Origin of the sequence: Aeromonas sp. FDAARGOS 1416, from assembly GCF_019048085.1 — a bacterium.
Lineage (GTDB): Bacteria > Pseudomonadota > Gammaproteobacteria > Enterobacterales > Aeromonadaceae > Aeromonas > Aeromonas veronii.
In genome coordinates, this window is sequence record NZ_CP077301.1 from 3662501 (window position 1) to 3683014 (window position 20514).

The window sequence follows — 20514 nt, forward strand, 5'->3', positions numbered from 1 at the left end:
ATGAACCGAATAAAGCATCAGAAGCGGTAGTCGGCAGTCACTTTGAACTCGGTACCCGGCGATGCGTAACCATAAGCGGGGGCGTAATCACGATCGAACACGTTATCGATACGTCCACCCAAGGTAAATTGCTGAGTCACCTCGTAACTGGTAGCCAGGTTCAACAGCGTATAGGCACTGAGTTCCACCCGCTGGCTAGTCGCCCAGTTGTTGTCATAGCGCTTGCCCACATAGAGCAGTTCAGCAGTTAGTGTTGCGGCATCGAATCGGGTATCTGCGATCCAGCTGCCTTTATGTTCAGCTCTACGCAGCAGCTGCAAATCCTGGTTACCCGTATCTTTGGCTCTGGTGTAGTCGTAGCTCAAACGATGATGCACAGGTCCGGTGTCGATGCCGAGCTCCGTTTCCACTCCTTTGATATCCGCCGTGGTATTTTTGGGGTTGCAGGTGTAGCTCATGCTGGTCAGGCAATAAATCAGATTGTCGATGCGGTTGCGATACAGATTCACAGACCAATCCCAGGCCGAATAGCGACCTGACAGGCCCAACTCCAGGTTTTTGCTCTCTTCCGGCTTGAGTGTCGGATTCTCAGACCCTGGATAATAGAGCTGGTTGAAGGTGGGGGCCTTGAAGCCAGTACCGTAACTCAACCGGACATTATGGTTCTCATCGATATCCAGCCCGCTGGCGGCAGACCAGGTGTTGTGACGACCATATTGCTGGTTGTCATCGGTCCGACCGGACAGTTCCCATAACAGCGCCTGCCAACGATAGCTTCCCACAGCAAACAGACCGGTATTGTCACGATCAGGAGCGTTGAAGGTTTTTCCATAGCCGCGGGAGTCTGATTTCATCTCCTCACGCTGCCAATCTGCGCCACCGGTCAGATTAACCCCTTCGATACCGTTCCAACTATTGATCCAGGAGAAACGGGTTAAACCAGTATGAATAGGCTCACCGCTAGCCTCTCCTTTAGCCTCCTGCCAAGTCTTCAGCTTGTTCTCACCGTAACTGGCTTCAAGTCGACTGATCAGATCCTTACCCTGGAACTTGAGACCACCATCATATTGGAAAGCCTGTACCCGACTCTGGTCCGTGCTGCCATCTGTGTCGGTGAGATTGTCATAGCCCTGAGCATTGAAGTCCGCACTCCAAGCATCATTAAAAGCGTGGTTCAAACCAATTTGGCCATTACGGCTGGCAAAACCATCCCGATCCGGCTGTTTGGTATTGGCTACAACATCAAAACCATCGGTACGCTCGTAGCCGATCAGCATGTTCATATCGGTTTTTTGGCCCAATGACTGAACCGTTCTTAGCTCGCCCTGACCATAACCATTGCTGCCAGCACCGCCTTTGATATGTGTCTCGCTGCCATTTTTGGCGGATGTTTTGGTGATGAGGTTGATAACGCCGCCAATGGCATCGGAACCATACACAGCCGCGCGTGGGCCACGGATATATTCGATGCGCTCGATATTGCCGAGCGGGATTTGGCTGAGATCGGGCGTGCCCGCCACCATGGCGGCAATCGGGCGACCATTCATCAAGACCAGAGAGTGGTTGGAGTTGGTTCCACGGATAAACAGGCTGCTGATGTGCCCCCGGCCTCCCAGAGTCGCCATCTGCACGCCGGGCAGGGTTTTCAGCAAATCAGGCAAACTCTGCACCTGACGAGATTCGATCTCGGCACGATCGATCACCACAACGGGCGCCAGCACCGAGCTGACCGGTTGTTCCACGCGGTTGGCCGTAATGACCAGAGTTGGATTGATGGGGATGGTAGTTTGGGCAAACGCCGCCGTCGGCAACAGGGCAGCCGCCAGAAATTTCTTCGACATGAGAGATCCTTAAGTTCGCGTAAGTATCTACTTCGTGGCCGGTTTCTCTCGGCCCGAAATACGAACTCTGGCAGGTCTTCGGGCTCGGGGGCTGATAGCCTACGGCGACGGCTTCCCGCCTGACGGCAGTGCCCTGATGTCGCTTCGTTCCCCCTTACCGCTGCGCGCCAGCTCCGGATTCTCACCGGATTCCCTATTAAGCATGATGCGCCAAAGCGGGAGGATTATAGGCAGAGCAAAGCTGGATGTATAGCCATCCAGATTTCTATTTATTCCCCGCCAGCGCCGCCAACCGCTGCTGGGCCCCCTCCATCACCGCCTGTACCCCGGGATGGGAGAGATGGCGCCCTGCCGAGACCAGATAATAAGAGAGGGTAACGTCGGTGAGGGTCGCAATCCGCTCCACTCCGTAGAGGCGACCAATTTCGTCAGCCATCGCCAGCGGCGCCGGGAAGATCCCCATCCCCGCCTTGCCGAACGACTTCATCAGAGTGGAGTCATCAAACTGCCCCACCAGATGGGGATGAGTGCCCTGCTGGCGATACCAGGCCAGCAGCCGATCGTGGGTAGCCGATTTCTCTCCGGGGATCAGCAGCGGCAACCCCTCCAGCGAGGCGGGAAAGCCATCCCGCGCCCGCGCCGCCAGCTCCGGGCTGGCAAACAGCGCCAGCGGGGTTCGCCCCAGTTCGTGGTTGTAGCCGCGCACGCCGCTGTCGGGAGGGAGCGGGCGATCGATCAGCACCATATCCAGCTTGTGACGGGCCAGTTCGCTGAACAGCTGCTCGGCTCGCTCCTCGTGACACACCAGCCGCAGCGGCGTCGCCAGCGCCATGGCGGGGGCCAGCAGCTCGAACGCCAGAGTACGGGGTACCGAATCGGCGATCCCCACCTGCATTGTCAACTCTTGACTGGCGTGGCGCAGGGTGTGCTCCAGCTCGGCGCCGAGCGAGAAAATCGCCCCCGCCTGCTCCTGCGCCTGCCGTCCGGCAGCGGTCAGCACCAGACGCCGCCCGACCCGGTTGAACAGCGCCACTCCGAGGGACTGCTCCAGCTCGGCGACCTGACCGCTGATGGTCTGCGGCGTGAGATGCAGCTGTTCGGCGGCCTGCGTCACGCTGCCGCTGCGTGCCACATGCCAGAAGTAGTAGAGCTGTTTGTAGTTGAGCATGCCGTTCCCTATCAGTTTTTACCGAACAACCATCAGCGAGAATCTGATTTTATCGAAACATTGCGGGCTCTAGCATGCAACCATTATCTGAACTGCCCTGCGAACCATCATGCTGGACGTCGTTGTTCTCTTCTTTCTGTTTGGTCTGCTGGCCGGTCTGGTGCGCTCCGAGCTCAAGCTGCCGCCCGCCCTCTACGACACCCTCTCCCTCTTTCTGCTGCTGGCCATCGGCCTCAAGGGCGGCGTCGGTCTGGCCCAGCAATCCCTGCAACCTCTGCTGCCACAACTGGCGCTGGTGATCCTGCTCGGCGTGGTGCAGACCCTGCTCGGCTTTGCCGTGCTGCGCCTCAAGATGAACCGGGTCGATGCCGCCGCCACCGCCGCCCACTATGGTTCGGTCAGCGTCGCCACCTTTGCGGTCGGTGTTAACTGGCTCACCGAGCGAGGCATCAGCTTTGAATCCCAGCTATCCATCTTCCTCGCGGTGATGGAGATCCCCGCCATTCTGGTGGGCATAGTGCTGGCCCGCGGCATCAGTCGCGAGACCCGCTGGCGTATGCTGGCCCACGAGACCTTCCTCGGCAAAGGGGTAACCCTGCTTCTCGGCGGTATGGCCATCGGCTATCTGGCCGGGCCGGACGGAATTGCCCCGCTCAAACCGCTGTTTGTCGACCTGTTCAAGGGGGCGCTGGCGCTGTTCCTGCTGGAGATGGGCCTCATCGTCGCCCGTCAGTGTCAGGATCTGCGCCGCCATGGCCTGTTCCTGCTCGGTTTCGCCCTGTTGATGCCGCTCGCCTCGGCGGGACTGGGACTGGCTGCTGGCCAGCTGATGGGGCTTTCCCTCGGCGGCCTGACCCTGCTGGCCACCCTGGCGGCCAGCGCCTCCTATATTGCCGTGCCGGCCACCATGCGCATCGCCGTGCCCCAGGCCAACCCGGGGCTCTCTCTCAGCGCCGTGCTGGGGATCACCTTCCCGTTCAACATCATGCTGGGGATCCCGCTCTACCACAGCTGGGCCCGCCACTTCACGGAGTAGCCACATGCAGACCGAGACCCGCACCCTGCTGACCATCATCACGGAAGCCAATCTGGAGCCCACCCTGCTGCGCACCCTCACCCGCGAGGGGCTGCGCGGCTACACCATCACGGATGCCCGTGGCCGGGGGGATCATGGCGAGCGCAACGCCAGCTGGAGCGAGAGCGGCAACATCCGGCTGGAGGCGATCTGCAGCCGGGAGCAGGCGGAGCGGTTGCTGGCCCATCTGCAGAGTCGTTACTACCCCGATTACGCCATGATCGCCTTTCTGCAACCGGTCGAAATCGTACGACCCGAGAAATTCTGAGCCGGCTTGCCGGCTCTTTTTGTTCACCAAAAGCAAACGTTTAACAGCAAGGATTCAGAGAAAATGAACACCCCTCCCCTGATCGGCCTGGTAATGGGCTCCGACTCCGACTGGCCCGTGCTGCAGGCTGCCGCCCGCATCCTCAAGGAGCACGGCGTGCCCTACGAGGCGCAGGTGGTCTCGGCCCATCGCACCCCGGATCTGCTGTTCGAGTATGCCGCCACTGCCCGCGAGCGCGGCCTGCGCGCCATCATAGCCGGGGCCGGTGGCGCCGCTCACCTGCCGGGCATGGTCGCCGCCAAGACCACGCTGCCGGTGCTGGGGGTGCCCATCCCCTCCCGCCATCTCAAGGGGATGGACTCGCTACTCTCCATTGTGCAGATGCCCAAAGGAGTGCCGGTCGCCACCTTCGCCATCGGCGAGGCGGGCGCCGCCAACGCCGCCCTGTTTGCGGTCTCTCTGCTCTCGGTCGCCCGGGATGACGACGCCCCCCGCTACCGGCAGCAGCTCGACGACTTCCGCACCCACGAGCGAGATCGGGTGCTGACGCTGCAACTGGAGGAGCCGACATGATACTGCCACCCGCCACCCTCGGCATGCTCGGCGGCGGCCAGCTCGGTCGCTACTTTGTGATGGCCGCCCATCGGCTCGGCTACAAAGTGGTGGTGCTGGATCCCGATCCGGCCAGCATCGCCGGTGCCGCAGCCGATCACCATATTGTCGCCCCCTATGGCGACCAGAACGCCCTGCTCGAGCTGGCCAGCCGCTGCGAGGCCATCAGCTGCGAGTTCGAGAACGTGCCCGCCGCCACCCTCGCACTGCTCGAAAAACACAAGCCGGTGCGCCCGGCCGCCAGCGCGGTGCAGGTCTGTCAGGATCGCCGTGAAGAGAAAGCCTTTCTGCGCGGGGCCAACATCCCGATCGCCCCCTATCTGGTGCTATTGCCGGAAGAGCCCATCCCCGCACAGGCCAGCGAAATTTTCCCCGCCATCCTCAAGACGGCCCGCGAGGGGTACGACGGCAAGGGGCAGTGGCAAGTGAACGACCTGGATGAGCTGGCGACGGCGCTGGCAGCGAGTGGTGTGCCCTGCGTGCTGGAAAAACGGCTGGCACTGGAGGGGGAATTTGCCCTGACCCTGGCCCGCAGTCCGAGCGGCGCCATCAGCGCCCTGCCGCTGGTGCAGAACTGGCACAGCGGTGGCATCCTCGATCAGACCCGCTCCCCGGCCAAGGTGCCGGCGCTGGAGCGCGAGGCCAAAGGGATCGCTGAGCGACTGATTGCCGCCCTCGATTACGTCGGGGTGCTGACGGTGGAGTTCTTTCTGGTGGAGGGGCGACTGCTGGTCAACGAGCTGGCACCCCGCCCCCACAACTCGGGTCACCCCAGCCTCGACAACGCCGCATGCAGCCAGTTCGAGTTGCAGGTGCGGGCCCTGTGCGATCTGCCGCTGCCGGAGCAGATCGCCGTGCGCCCCGCCCTGTTAATCAACCTGCTGGGGGATCTCTGGCAAAACGGCACGCCAGACTGGGCCGCCCTGCTGACGCTGCCCCGCCTGCATCTGCACCTCTATGGCAAAGGCGAACCCCGCCCCGGCCGCAAGATGGGCCATATCACGGTAACCGGTGATGAGTGGTCAACGGTGGAGGAGCGCTGCCGTCAGGCCCGCCAGCTGCTGGGGCTAGCGCCACGCTGATCGAGCATCGGAAATGCAAAGACCCGGGCATGGCCCGGGTCTCTGTTTTTGCTTGCTGTGGCAGGGAGGCTTATCAGGCCCGCTCCACCGCTACCGGTGCCGGCAGGCGGATGGTGAGGGAGAGCACCAGCGCCACCACCAGCAACACCAGGATCAGGTGGAAGGTCGCCATAAAGCCGCCAAACAGGGAGGCCACGATGGAGCCAATGATGCTGCCCAGACCAAAGCCCAGATAGATGACGCCGTAGTTCTTGGTCAGGTTGTTGAGACCGAAGAAGTCGCTCACCAGCGAGGGGTAGACGGTGATGGTGCCACCGAAGCTGAATGCCACGCAGGCCACCGCCACGAAGAAGAGGTTGGCGTTGAGCGGCACGAACAGCAGCAGCGCCATGCCCGCCAGGGTAATCAGCTGGGCGATGGTGATGACCCGGATGCGGGACATCTTGTCGGAGAGGATACCCAGCACCAGACGGCCACCCAGGTTGGCCATGGCGATGATGGCGACGGCATTGGCAGCCACCACTGCTGGCAGACCCACCATCTTCTCGCCGATGTCCTTGGCCACGCCGATGACGTAGAGGCCACTCATGCAGGCGGTGAGGAACATCAGCGCCAGCATCCAGTACTGCGGCTTGCGCATCGCCTCGGCCAGAGTGAAGTCACGGCTCTCGCTCTGCTGCACGGAGGCGGCCTGCTTGGGCGCATCCTTCATCAGCATGCCGCCCACCAGCACCATGGACATCGCAATCAAGCCCCACAGCTGGAAGGTGGTCTCAAGGCCGGAGCTGGAGAGCAGCAGCAGGTTGATATATTTGAAACCGAGACTGCCGAGACCATAGGCACCGATGGAGCAGGCGGAGATGAGCCCCTTGCGCTCCGGGAACCACTTCACGCAGTTGGAGAGGGTCATCAGGTAACCGGTACCGTCGGCAAAACCGACCAGAATGCCCGCGCAGAGGTAGAGCATCGCCAGATTGCTGGCGTGGGCGGTGAGGAAGAAGCCGATGCCGAGCAGCACACCGGCGCCCAAGGTCACGTTGCGCACCCCGAATCGCTCCTGCAGCTTGCCCGCCATGGAGGAGGCGACCGCCAGCGAGAGGCTGAGCAGGCCGAAAGCGAAAGCGACCTGACTCACCGGCTCGTCCAGCTTGTCGGAGAGCTGGGCGTTGAACAGGCTCCAGGTGTAGACAGAACCCAGTGCAAACTGGGTGATGATGGTACCGATCAGTGTCAGGTACCGGGTGCGATTCATCTCTTTGGTCATGATGCGTCTCGGTCGATGGCCTTAAGGAAATTGAGGCCACTATAGGCAAGACGCAGCTCGCGCCGATCGATTAAGGCATGAAATGCAGATCGGCGGGAATGAATGACAATCAGAGCCGCATCAGCTGACGGAACGCCTTGATGTTGCTGCGACTGACCGGCACCTCGAACGGCAGATCATGGAGCCGGATGAGATAGGTGCTGTTAAACCAGGGGACTATTTCGCGGATCTTGTTGATGTTGACGCAGTAGGAGCGGTGGCAACGGAAGAACCCCTCGGCAGGCAGCCGGCTGACAAACTCGCTGATGGTCATGGTCATCACGTAGCGGTCATCGCGGGTGTAGACATAAGTAAGCTTCTCGTCTGCTTCCGCGTAGTAGATCTGCTCGCAGGGGGTGACGATGATGCGCTCCCCCTTCACCAGATTGACGGTGCGATTGTGCGGGCTGCTCCCCTCACCGCTCGCCTCCCCCGTGGTGGCTGGTTGCGACTTGCCCGCATGCTCGAGCTTTTGCAGCAGATTGATGATGCGGGGCTCGTTGTAGGGCTTGAGGATGTAGTCGAACGCCTCCAGCTCGAACGCCTCCACCGCAAACTCCTTGTAGGCGGTGACGAAGACGATGTGGGGCGGATGACTCGACTTGTGCAGGTTCTTGGCCAGCAACAGGCCGTCGATGGAGGGGATCTGGATATCCAGAAACACCACGTCCACCTCGTGATCCTGCAGGTATTTGAACGCCTCCAGCCCATCCTCAAAGCTCGCCACTATCTCGATCTGGCTGTGCTGATTCACCAGATAGATGAGCTCCTCGCGAGCCAGATACTCGTCTTCCACTATGATGGCTTTCAACATGACATTGCCCCCTGAAGGAGCACAGGAGAAGCAAGCTCCTCACGAATCAAACATTCGTCTTCCACTATGATCGCTTTCAGCATGACAACACCTCTCGCGGCACACACTTATCCTCAACCATGATGGCACTCAGCATGGCATCGACTCCTGATCCGGCAGATAGAAACTCACTTCGGTACCCGGCTCCAGCCGCTTGAGGTGCAGGCCATCGCCATAGAGCAGCTTGACCCGCTGATGCACGTTCATCAGGCCGATGCTGCGACTCTCCACCCGCCCGGCGGCCACCCCGTCGATCACCTCCTGACTGATGCCATAGCCGGTGTCCCGCACCGCCACCCGGATGCCGCCCGCCAGCTGTTTCACCTCGATGGTGACCCGACCCGGCGCGCTGCGGGGCTGGATGCCGTGCAGGATGGCGTTTTCCACCAGCGGCTGCAACAGCAGGCTCGGTACCTGAATGTGGACGTCGTCCACCTCGAACACCACCTCCAGCTTATCGCCGAAGCGGGCCTGCTCGATGGCCACGTAGTCGCGCACCTGCTGCAGCTCCTCCTGAATGTCGATCAGTTCATCCCCCTTGTTGAGGTTGTAGCGCAGGTAATCCGCCAGATTGGCGATCAGCTGGCGCGCCTGCTGGGGGCGAATGCGGATCAAGGATGAGATGGCGTTGAGGGCATTGAACAGGAAGTGCGGGTTAATCTTGCTCTGCAGCGCGGTGAACTCCGCCTTGCGGGTCATCTCCTTGAGCTGCTCGATGCGCGACACCTCCATCTGGGTGGAGATGAGCTGGGAGAGGCCGACCGCCATCTCCCGCAGGGAGCTGGTAATGCTGTGGGTGCGGCGATAGTAGATCTTGAGGGTGCCGCTCACCGAGCCGTTTTCCCGCAGCGGAATAATGATGACCGAGTGGAAATCGGAGAGGTGATACTGGCGCAGATCGTTGTTGATGATGATCTGGTCGAGCAGCACCGCCTGCTGGGTCATGCCGCTGATGGCGTGGTGCTCATCCAGCTCGTAGTAATCCTTGCCCACCCCGACATAGGCCAGCACGTCATGGGTATCTGTGATGGCCACCGCATCGGCGCTGATGTCGCGCCGGATCACATCGCACACCTGACTGAGGGAGTGGCGATCGATGTTCTGGAAGAAGGGCAGCGTCTTGTTGGCGATATCGAGCGCCAGCTTGGCCTGCTTGGCAGCAATCAGCTCCTTCTCGTCATCCAGATCCTGCACCAGCTTGATGATGAGGCCGATACAGAGCGCCCCGGCGATCATCGGATAGGCGATGTGGTTAACGATCTCCACCCCCACCTCATGCGGCTCGGTCAGCAGCCAGATGAGCAGCATGGTCAGCCCTTCGCAGAGCATCCCCGCCAGAATGCCGTAGAGCCAGAGCCGCGACTTGCGGCATCGCAGGTGCAACCAAGTGGCGAGCAGGCCGGCGATGATGCTGGCGATAAGACAAGGGATGGAGGTGTGACCATCCATGTCGATGAGATAGCGGTGCAGGCCGGAGATGACCCCGGCCGGAATGCCGACCCAGGGGCCGAACAGGATGCCGCCGGAGATGATGGCAATGATCCGCACGTTGATCAGCGCCCCCTCCACCGGAATGCCGGTGTAGGTACTGAACACCGCAAACAAGCAGAAGATGGAGGCCACCAGCACCAGCTCGGCCGGGGTGTGATCCCGCTTCTGGAATAGCCGCTGGAACGGCCGGGTGCGGGTCAGGAAGAAGAGGGTCATCAGCATCAGCGCCGCCCGCTCGAACACCGCCAACAACATCATCTGATTCTCAAGCATCTGCGCCCCCTTGCGGCAACCCGACCGATCACCATAACCCTGACCAATAAATCGGGGCCGGATAAACCAGCCCCTGTGACATCAACAGTACTGACCGGCCACCCAGCCGGAGGACCAGGCCCACTGGAAGTTGTAGCCACCGAGCCAGCCGGTCACATCCACCACTTCGCCGATGAAGTAGAGGCCCGGTACCTTGCGCGCTTCCATGGTCTTGGAGGAGAGCTCGTTGGTATCGACGCCACCCAGGGTCACTTCGGCGGTGCGATACCCCTCCGTGCCGTTGGGCAGGATCTGCCAGTCACCCAGCAGATTGGCCACCGCTTCAAGCTCCCGCTCGTTGTACTGGCGCATTGGCTTGCTGACCAGCTGGCCCAGTTCCACCAGCTTGTCGACGAAGCGCTTGGGCAGCTCGCGCCCCAGCACGGTTTTCAGCTCCTGCGCGGGGTGCGCTTGCGCCCACTCGCGCAGGGCGGCCGGAATATCCAGCTCCGGCAGCAGGTTGATATGGATCTTCTCACCCGCATGCCAGTAGGAGGAGATCTGCAGGATGACGGGGCCGGAGAGGCCGCGATGGGTGAACAGCATCGCCTCCTTGAAGCGGGTGCCATCCTCGGCAGTCACTGCCACCGGCAGGCTGATGCCCGCCAGATCGGCGAACGCCTCTTTCTCCGCCTGATGGAGGGTAAAGGGCACCAGACCGGCGCGGGTCGGCAGCACCTTGAGGCCGAACTGCTCCGCCAGCTTGAAGCCATACGGGGTAGCGCCCAGCTTGGGCATGGAGAGACCGCCGGTCGCCACCACCAGCGAGTGGCAGCCGATCTCACCCTTGCTGGTGGTCAGCAGAAAGCCCTCGTCCTGCTTGCTGACGGTGAGGATCTCGGTCTGGAACTGCAGGGTCACCCCGGCCCAGTCACACTCGGTGAGCAGCACATCGACGATATCCTTGGCACTCTCGAGGCAGAACAGCTGCCCCAGGGTGCGCTCGTGATAGTTGACCCCGTGGCGGTCCACCAGATCGATAAAGTCCTGCTGGGTGTAGCGGGCCAGCGCCGACTTGCTGAAGTGGGGATTCTCCGACAGGTAGGCGTGAGCACCAGCCTGATGGTTGGTGAAGTTGCAGCGACCACCGCCACTGATGAGGATCTTGCGGCCCGGCTTCTTGGCATTGTCGAGCACCAGCACGGAGCGGCCACGGTAGCCCGCCTGCGCCGCACACATCAATCCGGCCGCACCGGCCCCGATCACCACCACATCGACCTGCTTCATCATCACTCACTTATCAAAATAGAAACGGCACCTGGCCAGAACCGTGATTGCCTCTGGCTGACATCACAACGGTGACTGCCCACCAGAATAAACAACGGCCCTTAAAAGGGCCGTTATTGTACTGGCTGAACACTAAGTGTCCACGACTATCAGGCGTTGCTGTCCATGATGCTGGCAGGGGCGCCTTTGGCCAGTTCGGCCAGCTCCTTGTCGATGAAGTAGAGGCCCTTGCCATCTTCACCCACCAGACCCAGACGGTCGACGATGCTCTTGAACAGCTTCTCCTCTTCATGCTGCTCGGCCACATACCACTGCAGGAAATTGAAGGTGGAGTAGTCCTGGGTAGTGAAGGCTACGTGGGCCAGACCATTGATGCACTTGGTGATGTGATACTCGTGCTCCAGGGTGGTACGGAACACGTCGCCCAGCGACTTGAACTCGTGGGGAGGGGCATCGATGGCACCCAGCTTGGGCATGGCGCCGGTCTCGCTCACATAGGTGAACAGACGCTCCATGTGCTGGCGTTCCTCGACTGCGTGCTGGCGCAGGAAGGTCGCCGCCCCTTCAAAGCCCTTGTCTTCGCACCAGGCGCTCATCTGCAGATAGAGATTGGAGGAGTAGAACTCCAGGTTAATCTGCTCGTTCAACTTCTCGATCATGGCTTGGGCCAGCATCTTGTTTCTCCTCAGTGATTTGGTATCGATTGTCGCCACACTCCCGCCGCGAATCAACCCGCCAACGAGAGGGAGATCCCGTTTCTTTCAGCTCAGGGGGTCAGCTCCCCAAGGGAGGCGACATCCACCGGCGCAGCATAATCGACGCCCGGCAGCTCGAAGCCGTTGAGCTGCATGAAATCCTGCCGCAGCCCGGCAAAGTCCCCCAGCACGTGGAAATTGTCCGGCGTCACCTTGGGCCAGAGCGCCGAGACAGCGGCCTGAATGGCCGGGTCGAGTTCGTGGTCATCCATCCGGATCAGCCGGTTGCCATCGGCCACCACCCCATTGGGCCCGTACATCTTGGCGGCGAACAGTCGCTGCATCTGCTCGATGCAGCCTTCGTGCACACCGCGCTCCTTCATCACCCCCATCAACAAGCCGAGATAAACCGGCAGCACCGGAATATAGGCGCTCGCCTTGGTCACCAGCGCCTTGCAGACCGACACCCAGGCGTGACCGCCAATCTCGGCCAGTTGCAGGTTGATGGTCTCGGCGGTGGCGTGCAGATGCTCCTTGGCATAACCGATGGTGCCATCCCGATAGAGGGGATAGGTGGATTCGGGGCCGATGTAGGAGTAGGCCACGGTTTGCGCACCGGGGGCCAGACAACCGGCCTGCTGCAACGCCTGCATCCAGAGCTGCCAATCCTCGCCCCCCATCACAGTGACGGTATCGCGGATCTCCTCCGGCGTGGCGGGCGCCAGCGACTGCTGCACCAGAGTATCGCGCTCCAGATCCAGCCCCCAGCCGCTGAACGGCTGGCCGGTAGTCTTGAGCACGGAGCGCACTTGCGTGCCGTCAGGCAGCACCCGGATACCGCTCGCGAGCGAATAGATCACCAGATCCACCTGCCCCAGCTGCTGGCGGATGGTGTCGATGGCCTGCTGGCGCATGCCGTCGGAGAAGGCATCACCGATCAGGTTGATGGCGATACGCCCCTCCTGCTCCGCCTCCTTGCGAAACCAGATGTTGTTGTACCAACCGGCACTGCCCAGCCCCTTGTCAGAGGGGCCCCGCTCGAAGGAGATGCCGATAGTGTCGGCCCCCGCGCCGAAGGCGAGCGCAATGCGCGACGCCAGCCCAAACCCGGAGGAGGCACCCAGCACCAGCACCCGCTTGGGCCCATTGAACGGGCCCGCAGTCTTGATGCGTTCAATCTGCTGCTGCACGGCGGCGCGACAGCCGATGGGGTGACAGTTGCGGGCAACACAACCTTGAATCTGGGGATGAATGATCATGGGAAGGCCTCCAAAGAAATTGGCTACAGCATAACCAAATCGAAAGAGATTAACTTGATGCCGGATCGTTATCAGTCAGAAAAGCCGCGGGAAATGAGGCGGATAAACAAAAGGGAGCACGTGGCTCCCCAAAGCGGTATTCAGATGCTTTTTGTTGTTTTGTGTTCATTGCGAAGCACGGGCACATCCTATGCCTCTCCCCCCTGATCGGCAAGCCGGGGGGTGTGACCGGCGTCAAACTCCTGTTTAATTTATAGGCAAATGGTGGTTAATAACTGAGTGGCTGACCCTGTGTCACACGTCATTAAACTCATTTAAATCCCAAAACTGTGCCTGAGGCACCATTTTAGTTTCAGCAGAGATTGGTATAGTGGGCTGAAGGATCGGTAAGGAGAACCCCCATGAGTGGAACAACCTATTACAAGCATATTCTGGCCGCGATCGACCTCTCTGAAGACAACCGCAAGGTGATAGACAAGGCGGTGGACAGAGCCCGCTCCAACGGCGCCAAGCTGTCGGTTATCCATGTCGATGTGGACCTCAAGGATCTCTACACCGAGATGATCGATATCGATATCGACAACGTGCAGGATCAGGTGATCGCCGAAGCGAAAGAGAAGCTGGAGGCCTTCCTCGCTTCGGTGGACTACCCCATCGAGAAGAAGCTGGTGATCTGCGGCGATCTGAGCGAGCGGGTCAATCAGGCAGTCAAGGAGTACGAGATCGACCTGCTGGTGTGCGGCCATCGCCAGAGCTTCTGGAGCCTGCTCACCTCCAGCGCCCGTCAGCTGATGAATACGGTGCCCTGCGATCTGCTGGTCGTCCCCTTGCAGAAGTAATGAAACCGGCGTAGTTTGATTTGCTATGAACATGACCTCATTCAATCACAACTACTGGTGGTGCTGCTCCTAAACAGGCGGCACCGCGTTTCTATTGTAAATTTCCCAAAGAAAACACCGTGACCGCCGAGAGGCGGTCAACTGTTTTTATCCCTTTGTCGCCTCCCGGCTCACCCAACTGGAGAGAGTGACATGCACAACCCCGTAATCCTGACTGGCGATCGTCCCACCGGCAAACTGCACATCGGCCACTATGTCGGCTCCCTGCGCCAGCGCGTCGAAGCCCAGCACCACTACCGTCAATGCGTGATGATCGCCGACCTGCAGGCGCTGACCGACAACGGCCACAATCCGGCCAAGGTGACCGACAACGTGCTGGAGGTGATGGCCGACTATCTGGCGGTCGGCCTCGACCCAGCCAAGACCACCTTCTGTCTGCAAAGCGCCCTGCCCGCCCTCGCCGAACTCACCTGCTACTACCTCAATCTGGTCAGCGTCGCGCGGCTGGAGCGCAACCCCACCGTCAAGGCGGAGATCCAGCAGAAAGGGTTCGAACGCACGCTGCCGGCCGGTTTTCTGGTTTATCCGGTGAGTCAGGCAGCCGACATCACCGCCTTTCGCGCCAGCCATGTGCCGGTCGGGGAAGATCAGCTGCCGATGCTGGAGCAGACCAACGAGATCGTCCGCCGCTTCAACTCTCTGGTAGGCAAAGAGGTGCTGACCGAATGCCAGCCGATCCTGAGCGACACCGGCCGCCTGCCCGGCATCGACGGCAAGGCCAAGATGTCCAAATCCCTCGGCAATACCATAGAGCTCGGCATGTCGGCGGAAGAGATCAAACAGGCGGTGTTCGCCATGTATACCGACCCCAACCACCTCAAGGTGAGCGATCCCGGTCAGGTGGAGGGAAATACGGTGTTCGCCTATCTCGATGCTTTCCACCCCGACAAGGCGCTGGTCGCCGAGATGAAAGCCCACTACCGGCGCGGCGGACTGGGGGACATGCGCTGCAAACAGGTGCTCAATGACTGCCTGCAGACCCTGCTCGCCCCGATGCGGGAGCGCCGGGCCGCGGCCATTGCCGACAAGAAGATGCTGCTGGAACTGCTCTATCAGGGCACCGAGCAGGCTCGCATCATCACCGACGAGGTATTGGCGGAGGTGAAAAGCGCCATGGGGCTCGACTACTTCGCCAGCATCCGCTGAGCGGGAGTACCGAGCGCATCGTCGCCGTAGAGGTCGAACACCAGCTGGTGCAGCAGGCTCTTGAACCAGCCGATCGCCTCGTCATGGGCGGTCAGCGGGTGCCCCGCCATCAGGTAGACGATGGGGATGGCGGGGTCGAGTTGATGCATCCGCAGCGGGTAATAGCGGCAGAAGTGGCGCCCGATCATCTCGGGCACCACCACCAGATAGCGGCCGGTCGCCATCAACGGCGGCACCGCCATAAAGCTCGGCAACCGCACGCCCAACTCCCGCTCCACCCCGAAGCGGGCCAGCCAGAGCTCCACCATCGCCTGACTGTGGCCCCAGCTGGAGGTGTGGATGTGGGGACGGCTCACCAGCTCGACCGGGGTCAGCACATCGGGCAACTCGCTGCCGAGCGGCGACAGGCAGACCAGCGGGTTGTTGAACCACTCCTCCCGCCACAAGCGCGGTGAGAGGTGATTCGCCCCGGCAAAACCGATCACCAAATCCAGCTCACCCTTTTCCAACTCCCGCTCGTAGTTGCTGTCCGCCAGCTCGCACACCTCAAGCCGACAGTGAGGGGCCTGCCGATGGAGCCTCTCCACCAGTACCGGCACCAGCCCGTGCTCCACCGAGCCCGGGGTGGCGATACGGAAAATCCGCCGTGCGGTAGCGGGATCAAACCCCTTGGCCTGCCGCAACCCCTGCTCCAGCATCGCCAGCGCTTGGCGAACCGGCCCGGCCAGCGCCTTGGCCCGCTCGGTCGGCATCATCTCGCGCCGACTCATCACGAACAGCGGGTCATCCAGCGCCCCCCGCAGCCGCCCCAAGGCGTGACTGACAGTGGATTGGGACAAATGCAGCCGTTCGGCGGCACGAGTGACATTGCGCTCCTGCATCAGCATGTCGAATACGGCGAGCAGGTTGAGGTCGAGACGGGCGAGCGAGCTATCCATCGATATTAGCCATAGTTAAATGCCAACAATTCATTTTTACCATAGTAACAGATTGCCTAGAATGCGCTGGCTTAATACATCGGAGATTCAAATGCGTAGCTATCTATTATTGCTGGCCATTGGCCTGCTGTGGGGTTCCCAGTTCATTTTCATGCACCAGGCCGTTGCCGAGTTGCCCCCCATTCTGGTGGCTGCCGGTCGTGCCCTGTGCGGCAGCCTGACCCTGGGTCTGCTCTGCCTGTTCATGCGACTCAAGAGTGAGCACACCCCGTGGCGCACCTATATGCTGATCGCCCTGCTGGATGCCACCATCCCCTTCATCATGGTCGCCTGGGGCCAACAGTATGTGGATAGCGCCATCGCTGCCGTGGTCATGGGTTGTATCCCGTTTGTGACCATTCTGGCTGCACCGCTGTTTATTTCTGGTGAAAGAATCACCAAAACCGGTCTGCTTTCCGTGATCATCGGCTTTGCCGGTGTACTCACCCTGTTCTGGCCGAAACTCTCCCAGGGCATGAACGCCGGTCTGCTCGGTGCCATGGCCATCCTGCTGGGTGCCAGCTGCTTCGCCATCGGCCTGCTGATGATCAAGCGCTTCGCCAAGGACCATCCGGTCGTGGTCGCCCGCAATATCCTGATCTCCTCGGCAATCCAGTTGCTGCTGGTCGCCCCCTTCATGGTTGATCTCGGCAGCCTGACCCTGCCGAGCACCCAGGCCCTGAGCGCAATTACCGTGCTGGGTACCCTCTGTACCGGTCTGGTCTACTTCCTCTACATGGCGCTGATCCAGAAGGCCGGCCCGACGTTCGCCTCCTTCAGCAACTATCTGGTGCCGCTGTTCGGCGTGATACTGGGTGCCCTGTTCCTCGGCGAGCAGATCCACCCCACCACCGGCGTGGCCCTGGCCCTGATCCTCGGCTCGGTCGCCATGAACCAGTGGGCGCAACAGCGTCGCATGCAGCGCGAGGTCTCCCTATGTCAGGCATCCTGACCACACTGTGCGGTGGTCTGGTACTGATTGCCGGCTGGCAATATCGCCAGCGGCTGGCCGGGATCCTGGGCCTGCTGATGGTACTGCTGCCCTGGTTCTTCGATAGCAAGCTGCAAGCCATGCTGAGCTATGCCCTGAATGCCTGAAGTCCATCTCTGAATGTGTGACGAGAGTCTATCTCTCCTGTTTTGGGACTGTTTTAAAAAACCTCCGATTTGTCCCCCGCTACCGGCGCTCTGCGCCGGTTTTTTTATACCTGCCAGCCGGCGTCAGATCAGATAGCGATAGCTGAGTCGCTCGTTCTTGCGCGGCCCGGTGATCTGCCAGCTCAGCAGAAAACCGCCGTCTATCTCGGTCAACTCGGCGCTGTAGTGATCCGCCCCGCACAGATGAGGCTCGGCGGTCAGCCAGCGGCCATCCCCCTGCGGCAGCAGCTCGAACAGTTCGACCGGCGCCTCATAACGCAAATGGGAGAGACGGATCCCTCGCTCGCTACGCTGCCACCAGAAGCTGTTGTGCATGGCGAGTTCCCTGCCATGAGGCGTGATGTAGCGACCCTGCTCGTTAAATAGCCAGCCACCATGATGATCGGTCACCTGCACACGCCCCTCGCCGCGACCACTCCAGTCGGTCGCCGACCCCTCGCCATTGCTGGCGGTGAAGGAAAATGCTCCGACCTGTGGCAATCGCGCCCATAAACGCTGGATTGCCGCTTCCATCTCGGCCATCATAGCCCCCTTAAAATTGACAACTGACGATAAATCAAACACATGAACTACTTGATAGGGGTCACCCTGCTCTGGTCATTCTCCTTCAGCCTGATCGGGGTCTACCTCGCTGGTCAGGTCGATGCCTACTTCTCGGTGCTGACCCGCATCGCCCTCGCCAGTCTGGTGTTTCTCCCCTTCCTGCGCCGCCGCTGGCTGCGCCCCGATCTGGTGGCCAAGCTGATGGCGCTGGGCGCCATCCAGCTCGGCATCATGTATCTCTTCTACTACCACTCCTTCCTGCTGCTGACGGTGCCGGAAGTGCTGGTCTTTACCATCTTCACCCCCATCTACGTCACCCTGCTCCACGATCTGCTGGAAGGGCGCTTCAAGCCCACCTATCTGTGGGGCGCCCTGCTGGCGGTGCTCGGGGCTGCCGTCATCCGCTTTGACGGCCTGACCGAAAGCTATGTGCTGGGATTTCTGGTGGTGCAGGGGGCCAACCTCTGTTTCGCCTTGGGTCAGGTGGGCTACAAGGTACTGCTGGCAAGGGAGGCGGAGCAACCGCCGCAACTGGCGGTGTTCGGCTGCTTCTATCTGGGAGCGCTGGTGATCGCATTGCCCGCCTGGTGGCTGCTGGGCAAGCCGCAATATCCGACATCAGGGTTGCAGTGGGGCATTCTGCTCTGGCTGGGGGTGGGTGCCTCCGGCCTCGGCTACTTCCTCTGGAACAAGGGGGCGACGCTGGTCACCAGCGGAGTGCTGGCCATCATGAACAATGCGCTCATTCCGGCCGGCTTGCTGGTCAATCTGCTGCTCTGGGGCAAGGATACCGACCTGACCCGGCTGACCATCGGCGGCCTGCTGATGCTGGCCTCGCTCTGGGTCTGCCAGCGTGACAAGCGCGGCCAACCCTGACCGCACTCAGCCGACGACGGTGTTGTGCTCCCGTCTGGCCTGACTGTGACAGCTGGCCAGCCGGGCCAGCAGATGATCGAGCTGCTCGCCAGCCTGACTCTGCACCAGCCCGATGCTGACGGTGACCGGCCGCTGTGACAGCAGGCTGGCATCGGCAATCTCGAGGCGCAGCCGCTCGGCGATCTCCAGCGCACTCATCCGCTCGGTCTGGGAGAGCATCAGGATAAAACCGTCCTCATCCCAGCGGGCAAAGGGATCTTCCCGCCGCAGCTCGTGGCGCACAATACGCGCCAGCTTGGCCAGCATGGCGTCGCAAGCCGCTTCGCCAAACAACTGCTGGATTTTGGCCATGTGATCGACCGAAAACTGCAGCAGACTGAAAGTGCCGCTCTCGGTCGCCAGCCGCTCTTCAAGCAGTTGCTCGAAACGGCCACGGCTCTCCAGACCGGTCAGCGGATCGGTGCCATGTCGCTCCTCCACCAGCACGGCAGCGGGATCGAGGTGACGGACGACCCCCAGCAGATAACCCCGCTCATCACGACGCATCCGCTCTTCCAGCCGGATGTAGTGACCGTGATGATGCAGAATGCGGTATTCGAGGCGCAGACCGCTGCTGCGGCCGCTCTGGCAGGCGAGCAGGGCATCTTCCAGCCGGGCAACATCGTCGGGATGCACCCGATCCAGCCAGCCAAGATCATCCGGCCAACACTCTCCCAATCCCAACAGGCGCAGGCAGGAGGGATCACGCTGCAGTCCATGTTGGGCTGACCAGCTCCAGATCCCCGCCTCCAGCAGCGCCATGGCATCAGACAGCAGACCCGGATCAAGCCGGGCAGTCACATCGACCAAAGGTGTCTTGAGCATTTCCATGGGGCGCCTCGAAACAGGATCTGAATACCTGCTCAATAAGTAACATTGGCGTTCACGCCGAGCAACAGGGTCAGAGCGCTTTTCCCTGATACCCGTTCATCAAGGTCTGCCAGTTCTCCGGTACGAAGTGGAAACTGGTGTGCAGTTGAGACTCTTTATTGAATGAACGGAGCAAGCGTTCCAGATTGACCTTCTGCCATTCGCCGGGGGAGCGGATCGCCCCCTTGTCAAAATCGATCACCCACACCTTGCCCTCTTTATCGAGCAGCAGGTTGTGGCTGTTGAGATCGGCGTGATAGACCCCGGCATCGTGCAGCTGGCGCACCGTCTGACCGATCTTGTGCCACACCTCGGTCGCCACCGGCCCCTGCTTGAGCAGCGCCACCATATCCTTGGCACCGCGAATTCGCTCGATCAGGATATCGGCACGATAGAAGGGGCCCTGTTTGACCATGCGGGCACCAAACGGACGCGGCACCGGCAGCCCCAGCTCACAAAGCTTGGCCAGCAGGGTGTATTCGGCCATGGCGCGGCTCGACTCGACCCCTTCGAACCAGAAGCGATCTCGCACAACCTTGCCCACCATACCGCCGCGATAGTAGTGGCGCAGCACCAGATGGCGGGACTCATCCTTGACGAACCAGGTCACCCCCCGCCCGATGGAGGTTCCCACCACCTGACGGTTGTTCTGCCACCAGGCAGGATCGAATAACTGGGGAGAGGGGTCGCGAAAGGCCCCTTCGGCATACCAGCAGATCTGGTTGTGTTCGGTCTGTACTCGCATCGTGGAGATCCCGCTCGGTGGGTCATGGATCGCAATTTTTCAATTGGCGATGAGGCTGCCGCTCTGGCATGCCCG

General features: G+C 61.0%; 21 protein-coding genes and 1 riboswitch. Of the genes, 9 read left to right on the plus strand and 12 right to left on the minus strand.

The window, feature by feature from the left end; all coding sequences use genetic code 11:
- Positions 1-17: 17 nt before the first annotated feature.
- Together I6L46_RS16620 and I6L46_RS16625 are read right to left on the minus strand one after the other, a co-directional pair.
- Complete coding sequence (locus I6L46_RS16620; RefSeq protein WP_216976398.1) at positions 18-1841, minus strand: TonB-dependent receptor; 1824 nt, start codon at positions 1839-1841, stop codon at positions 18-20.
- Between the two features lie 51 nt (positions 1842-1892).
- Positions 1893-2071: riboswitch (cobalamin riboswitch) on the minus strand.
- A gap of 35 nt (positions 2072-2106) precedes the next feature.
- Positions 2107-3009, minus strand: coding sequence for a LysR family transcriptional regulator (locus I6L46_RS16625; protein ID WP_040069611.1), 903 nt, complete (start codon positions 3007-3009; stop codon positions 2107-2109).
- 109 nt (positions 3010-3118) lie between these two features.
- On the opposite strand from I6L46_RS16625, the gene I6L46_RS16630 reads away from it, so the two are divergent.
- From I6L46_RS16630 to I6L46_RS16645, 4 genes are all read left to right on the plus strand, one after another.
- Positions 3119-4045 carry a sodium-dependent bicarbonate transport family permease gene (locus I6L46_RS16630; RefSeq protein WP_216976400.1) on the plus strand — a complete coding sequence of 309 codons (927 nt, stop codon included), beginning with the start codon at positions 3119-3121 and terminating at the stop codon, positions 4043-4045.
- Between the two features lie 4 nt (positions 4046-4049).
- Entirely contained in the window at positions 4050-4352 is a 303-nt protein-coding gene (locus I6L46_RS16635) for a nitrogen regulatory protein P-II (protein ID WP_033138869.1), read from the plus strand.
- Between the two features lie 63 nt (positions 4353-4415).
- Complete coding sequence (purE, locus tag I6L46_RS16640; RefSeq protein WP_075116260.1) at positions 4416-4925, plus strand: 5-(carboxyamino)imidazole ribonucleotide mutase; 510 nt, start codon at positions 4416-4418, stop codon at positions 4923-4925.
- Positions 4922-6046: a 5-(carboxyamino)imidazole ribonucleotide synthase gene (locus I6L46_RS16645; RefSeq protein WP_216976402.1), complete on the plus strand. Its 1125-nt coding sequence runs from the start codon at positions 4922-4924 to the stop codon at positions 6044-6046. The genes purE and I6L46_RS16645 overlap by 4 nt, the downstream gene beginning before the upstream one ends.
- Positions 6047-6119: 73 nt before the next feature.
- Here I6L46_RS16645 and I6L46_RS16650 read toward each other — a convergent pair whose 3' ends face one another.
- The 6 genes from I6L46_RS16650 to fabV all read right to left on the minus strand — a co-directional run bounded on the left by I6L46_RS16650 (position 6120) and on the right by fabV (position 13186).
- Complete coding sequence (locus tag I6L46_RS16650) at positions 6120-7310, minus strand: MFS transporter (protein ID WP_040069602.1); 1191 nt, start codon at positions 7308-7310, stop codon at positions 6120-6122.
- 109 nt (positions 7311-7419) lie between these two features.
- Positions 7420-8163, minus strand: a complete 744-nt coding sequence (locus tag I6L46_RS16655; protein WP_058052680.1) for a LytTR family DNA-binding domain-containing protein — start codon at positions 8161-8163, stop codon at positions 7420-7422.
- Positions 8164-8292: 129 nt separating this feature from the next.
- Positions 8293-9966, minus strand: a complete 1674-nt coding sequence (locus I6L46_RS16660; protein ID WP_216976404.1) for a sensor histidine kinase — start codon at positions 9964-9966, stop codon at positions 8293-8295.
- An 81-nt stretch (positions 9967-10047) separates the two neighbouring features.
- Positions 10048-11232, minus strand: a complete 1185-nt coding sequence (locus I6L46_RS16665) for an NAD(P)/FAD-dependent oxidoreductase (RefSeq protein ID WP_080768653.1) — start codon at positions 11230-11232, stop codon at positions 10048-10050.
- A gap of 149 nt (positions 11233-11381) precedes the next feature.
- On the minus strand, positions 11382-11906 hold the full coding sequence (gene ftnA / locus I6L46_RS16670) for a non-heme ferritin (RefSeq protein WP_005339225.1): 525 nt from the start codon (positions 11904-11906) through the stop codon (positions 11382-11384).
- Between the two features lie 92 nt (positions 11907-11998).
- Complete coding sequence (fabV, locus tag I6L46_RS16675) at positions 11999-13186, minus strand: enoyl-ACP reductase FabV (protein WP_216976406.1); 1188 nt, start codon at positions 13184-13186, stop codon at positions 11999-12001.
- A gap of 401 nt (positions 13187-13587) precedes the next feature.
- Between fabV and I6L46_RS16680 the strand changes: the two genes are divergently transcribed.
- Both I6L46_RS16680 and trpS read left to right on the plus strand, forming a co-directional pair.
- A complete protein-coding gene (locus I6L46_RS16680) occupies positions 13588-14025 on the plus strand; it encodes a universal stress protein (protein ID WP_005339229.1) in 438 nt (145 codons plus the stop codon).
- A 192-nt stretch (positions 14026-14217) separates the two neighbouring features.
- Complete coding sequence (gene trpS / locus I6L46_RS16685; protein WP_216976408.1) at positions 14218-15231, plus strand: tryptophan--tRNA ligase; 1014 nt, start codon at positions 14218-14220, stop codon at positions 15229-15231.
- Here the strand turns inward: trpS and I6L46_RS16690 are convergent.
- Positions 15210-16169 carry a LysR family transcriptional regulator gene (locus I6L46_RS16690; protein WP_139735942.1) on the minus strand — a complete coding sequence of 320 codons (960 nt, stop codon included), beginning with the start codon at positions 16167-16169 and terminating at the stop codon, positions 15210-15212. The genes trpS and I6L46_RS16690 overlap by 22 nt on opposite strands.
- 91 nt (positions 16170-16260) lie before the next feature.
- On the opposite strand from I6L46_RS16690, the gene I6L46_RS16695 reads away from it, so the two are divergent.
- Both I6L46_RS16695 and I6L46_RS16700 read left to right on the plus strand, forming a co-directional pair.
- On the plus strand, positions 16261-17160 hold the full coding sequence (locus I6L46_RS16695; protein ID WP_216976411.1) for a DMT family transporter: 900 nt from the start codon (positions 16261-16263) through the stop codon (positions 17158-17160).
- Positions 17145-17306 carry a hypothetical protein gene (locus tag I6L46_RS16700; protein ID WP_005339236.1) on the plus strand — a complete coding sequence of 54 codons (162 nt, stop codon included), beginning with the start codon at positions 17145-17147 and terminating at the stop codon, positions 17304-17306. Before I6L46_RS16695 ends, I6L46_RS16700 begins: the two co-directional genes overlap by 16 nt.
- Before the next feature lie 123 nt (positions 17307-17429).
- On the opposite strand, the gene I6L46_RS16705 is transcribed toward I6L46_RS16700, so the two are convergent.
- Positions 17430-17891 carry a DUF6314 family protein gene (locus I6L46_RS16705; RefSeq protein ID WP_216976413.1) on the minus strand — a complete coding sequence of 154 codons (462 nt, stop codon included), beginning with the start codon at positions 17889-17891 and terminating at the stop codon, positions 17430-17432.
- Positions 17892-17930: 39 nt separating this feature from the next.
- Between I6L46_RS16705 and I6L46_RS16710 the strand changes: the two genes are divergently transcribed.
- Positions 17931-18785, plus strand: coding sequence for a carboxylate/amino acid/amine transporter (locus I6L46_RS16710; protein WP_069555093.1), 855 nt, complete (start codon positions 17931-17933; stop codon positions 18783-18785).
- A 6-nt stretch (positions 18786-18791) separates the two neighbouring features.
- On the opposite strand, the gene I6L46_RS16715 is transcribed toward I6L46_RS16710, so the two are convergent.
- Together I6L46_RS16715 and I6L46_RS16720 are read right to left on the minus strand one after the other, a co-directional pair.
- Positions 18792-19655 (minus strand): sensor domain-containing diguanylate cyclase, encoded by an 864-nt coding sequence (locus I6L46_RS16715; RefSeq protein WP_040069586.1) that lies wholly within the window; start codon positions 19653-19655, stop codon positions 18792-18794.
- Between the two features lie 70 nt (positions 19656-19725).
- Positions 19726-20439 carry a 3-deoxy-D-manno-octulosonic acid kinase gene (locus tag I6L46_RS16720; RefSeq protein ID WP_216976415.1) on the minus strand — a complete coding sequence of 238 codons (714 nt, stop codon included), beginning with the start codon at positions 20437-20439 and terminating at the stop codon, positions 19726-19728.
- Positions 20440-20514 lie beyond the last annotated feature (75 nt).

Excerpts from the sequence above, each read along its gene's own strand:
- ftnA (WP_005339225.1), bottom strand. The coding sequence starts at position 11,906 with ATGCTGGCCCAAGCCATGATCGAGAAGTTGAACGAGCAGATTAACCTG.
- I6L46_RS16705 (WP_216976413.1), bottom strand. The coding sequence starts at position 17,891 with ATGATGGCCGAGATGGAAGCGGCAATCCAGCGTTTATGGGCGCGATTG.
- I6L46_RS16645 (WP_216976402.1), top strand. The coding sequence starts at position 4,922 with ATGATACTGCCACCCGCCACCCTCGGCATGCTCGGCGGCGGCCAGCTC.
- I6L46_RS16720 (WP_216976415.1), bottom strand. The coding sequence starts at position 20,439 with ATGCGAGTACAGACCGAACACAACCAGATCTGCTGGTATGCCGAAGGG.
- I6L46_RS16690 (WP_139735942.1), bottom strand. The coding sequence starts at position 16,169 with ATGGATAGCTCGCTCGCCCGTCTCGACCTCAACCTGCTCGCCGTATTC.
- I6L46_RS16655 (WP_058052680.1), bottom strand. The coding sequence starts at position 8,163 with ATGTTGAAAGCCATCATAGTGGAAGACGAGTATCTGGCTCGCGAGGAG.
- fabV (WP_216976406.1), bottom strand. The coding sequence starts at position 13,186 with ATGATCATTCATCCCCAGATTCAAGGTTGTGTTGCCCGCAACTGTCAC.
- I6L46_RS16630 (WP_216976400.1), top strand. The coding sequence starts at position 3,119 with ATGCTGGACGTCGTTGTTCTCTTCTTTCTGTTTGGTCTGCTGGCCGGT.
- trpS (WP_216976408.1), top strand. The coding sequence starts at position 14,218 with ATGCACAACCCCGTAATCCTGACTGGCGATCGTCCCACCGGCAAACTG.
- I6L46_RS16700 (WP_005339236.1), top strand. The coding sequence starts at position 17,145 with ATGTCAGGCATCCTGACCACACTGTGCGGTGGTCTGGTACTGATTGCC.
- I6L46_RS16665 (WP_080768653.1), bottom strand. The coding sequence starts at position 11,232 with ATGAAGCAGGTCGATGTGGTGGTGATCGGGGCCGGTGCGGCCGGATTG.
- I6L46_RS16680 (WP_005339229.1), top strand. The coding sequence starts at position 13,588 with ATGAGTGGAACAACCTATTACAAGCATATTCTGGCCGCGATCGACCTC.
- I6L46_RS16715 (WP_040069586.1), bottom strand. The coding sequence starts at position 19,655 with ATGGAAATGCTCAAGACACCTTTGGTCGATGTGACTGCCCGGCTTGAT.
- I6L46_RS16650 (WP_040069602.1), bottom strand. The coding sequence starts at position 7,310 with ATGACCAAAGAGATGAATCGCACCCGGTACCTGACACTGATCGGTACC.
- I6L46_RS16695 (WP_216976411.1), top strand. The coding sequence starts at position 16,261 with ATGCGTAGCTATCTATTATTGCTGGCCATTGGCCTGCTGTGGGGTTCC.
- purE (WP_075116260.1), top strand. The coding sequence starts at position 4,416 with ATGAACACCCCTCCCCTGATCGGCCTGGTAATGGGCTCCGACTCCGAC.
- I6L46_RS16625 (WP_040069611.1), bottom strand. The coding sequence starts at position 3,009 with ATGCTCAACTACAAACAGCTCTACTACTTCTGGCATGTGGCACGCAGC.
- I6L46_RS16635 (WP_033138869.1), top strand. The coding sequence starts at position 4,050 with ATGCAGACCGAGACCCGCACCCTGCTGACCATCATCACGGAAGCCAAT.
- I6L46_RS16620 (WP_216976398.1), bottom strand. The coding sequence starts at position 1,841 with ATGTCGAAGAAATTTCTGGCGGCTGCCCTGTTGCCGACGGCGGCGTTT.
- I6L46_RS16710 (WP_069555093.1), top strand. The coding sequence starts at position 17,931 with ATGAACTACTTGATAGGGGTCACCCTGCTCTGGTCATTCTCCTTCAGC.
- I6L46_RS16660 (WP_216976404.1), bottom strand. The coding sequence starts at position 9,966 with ATGCTTGAGAATCAGATGATGTTGTTGGCGGTGTTCGAGCGGGCGGCG.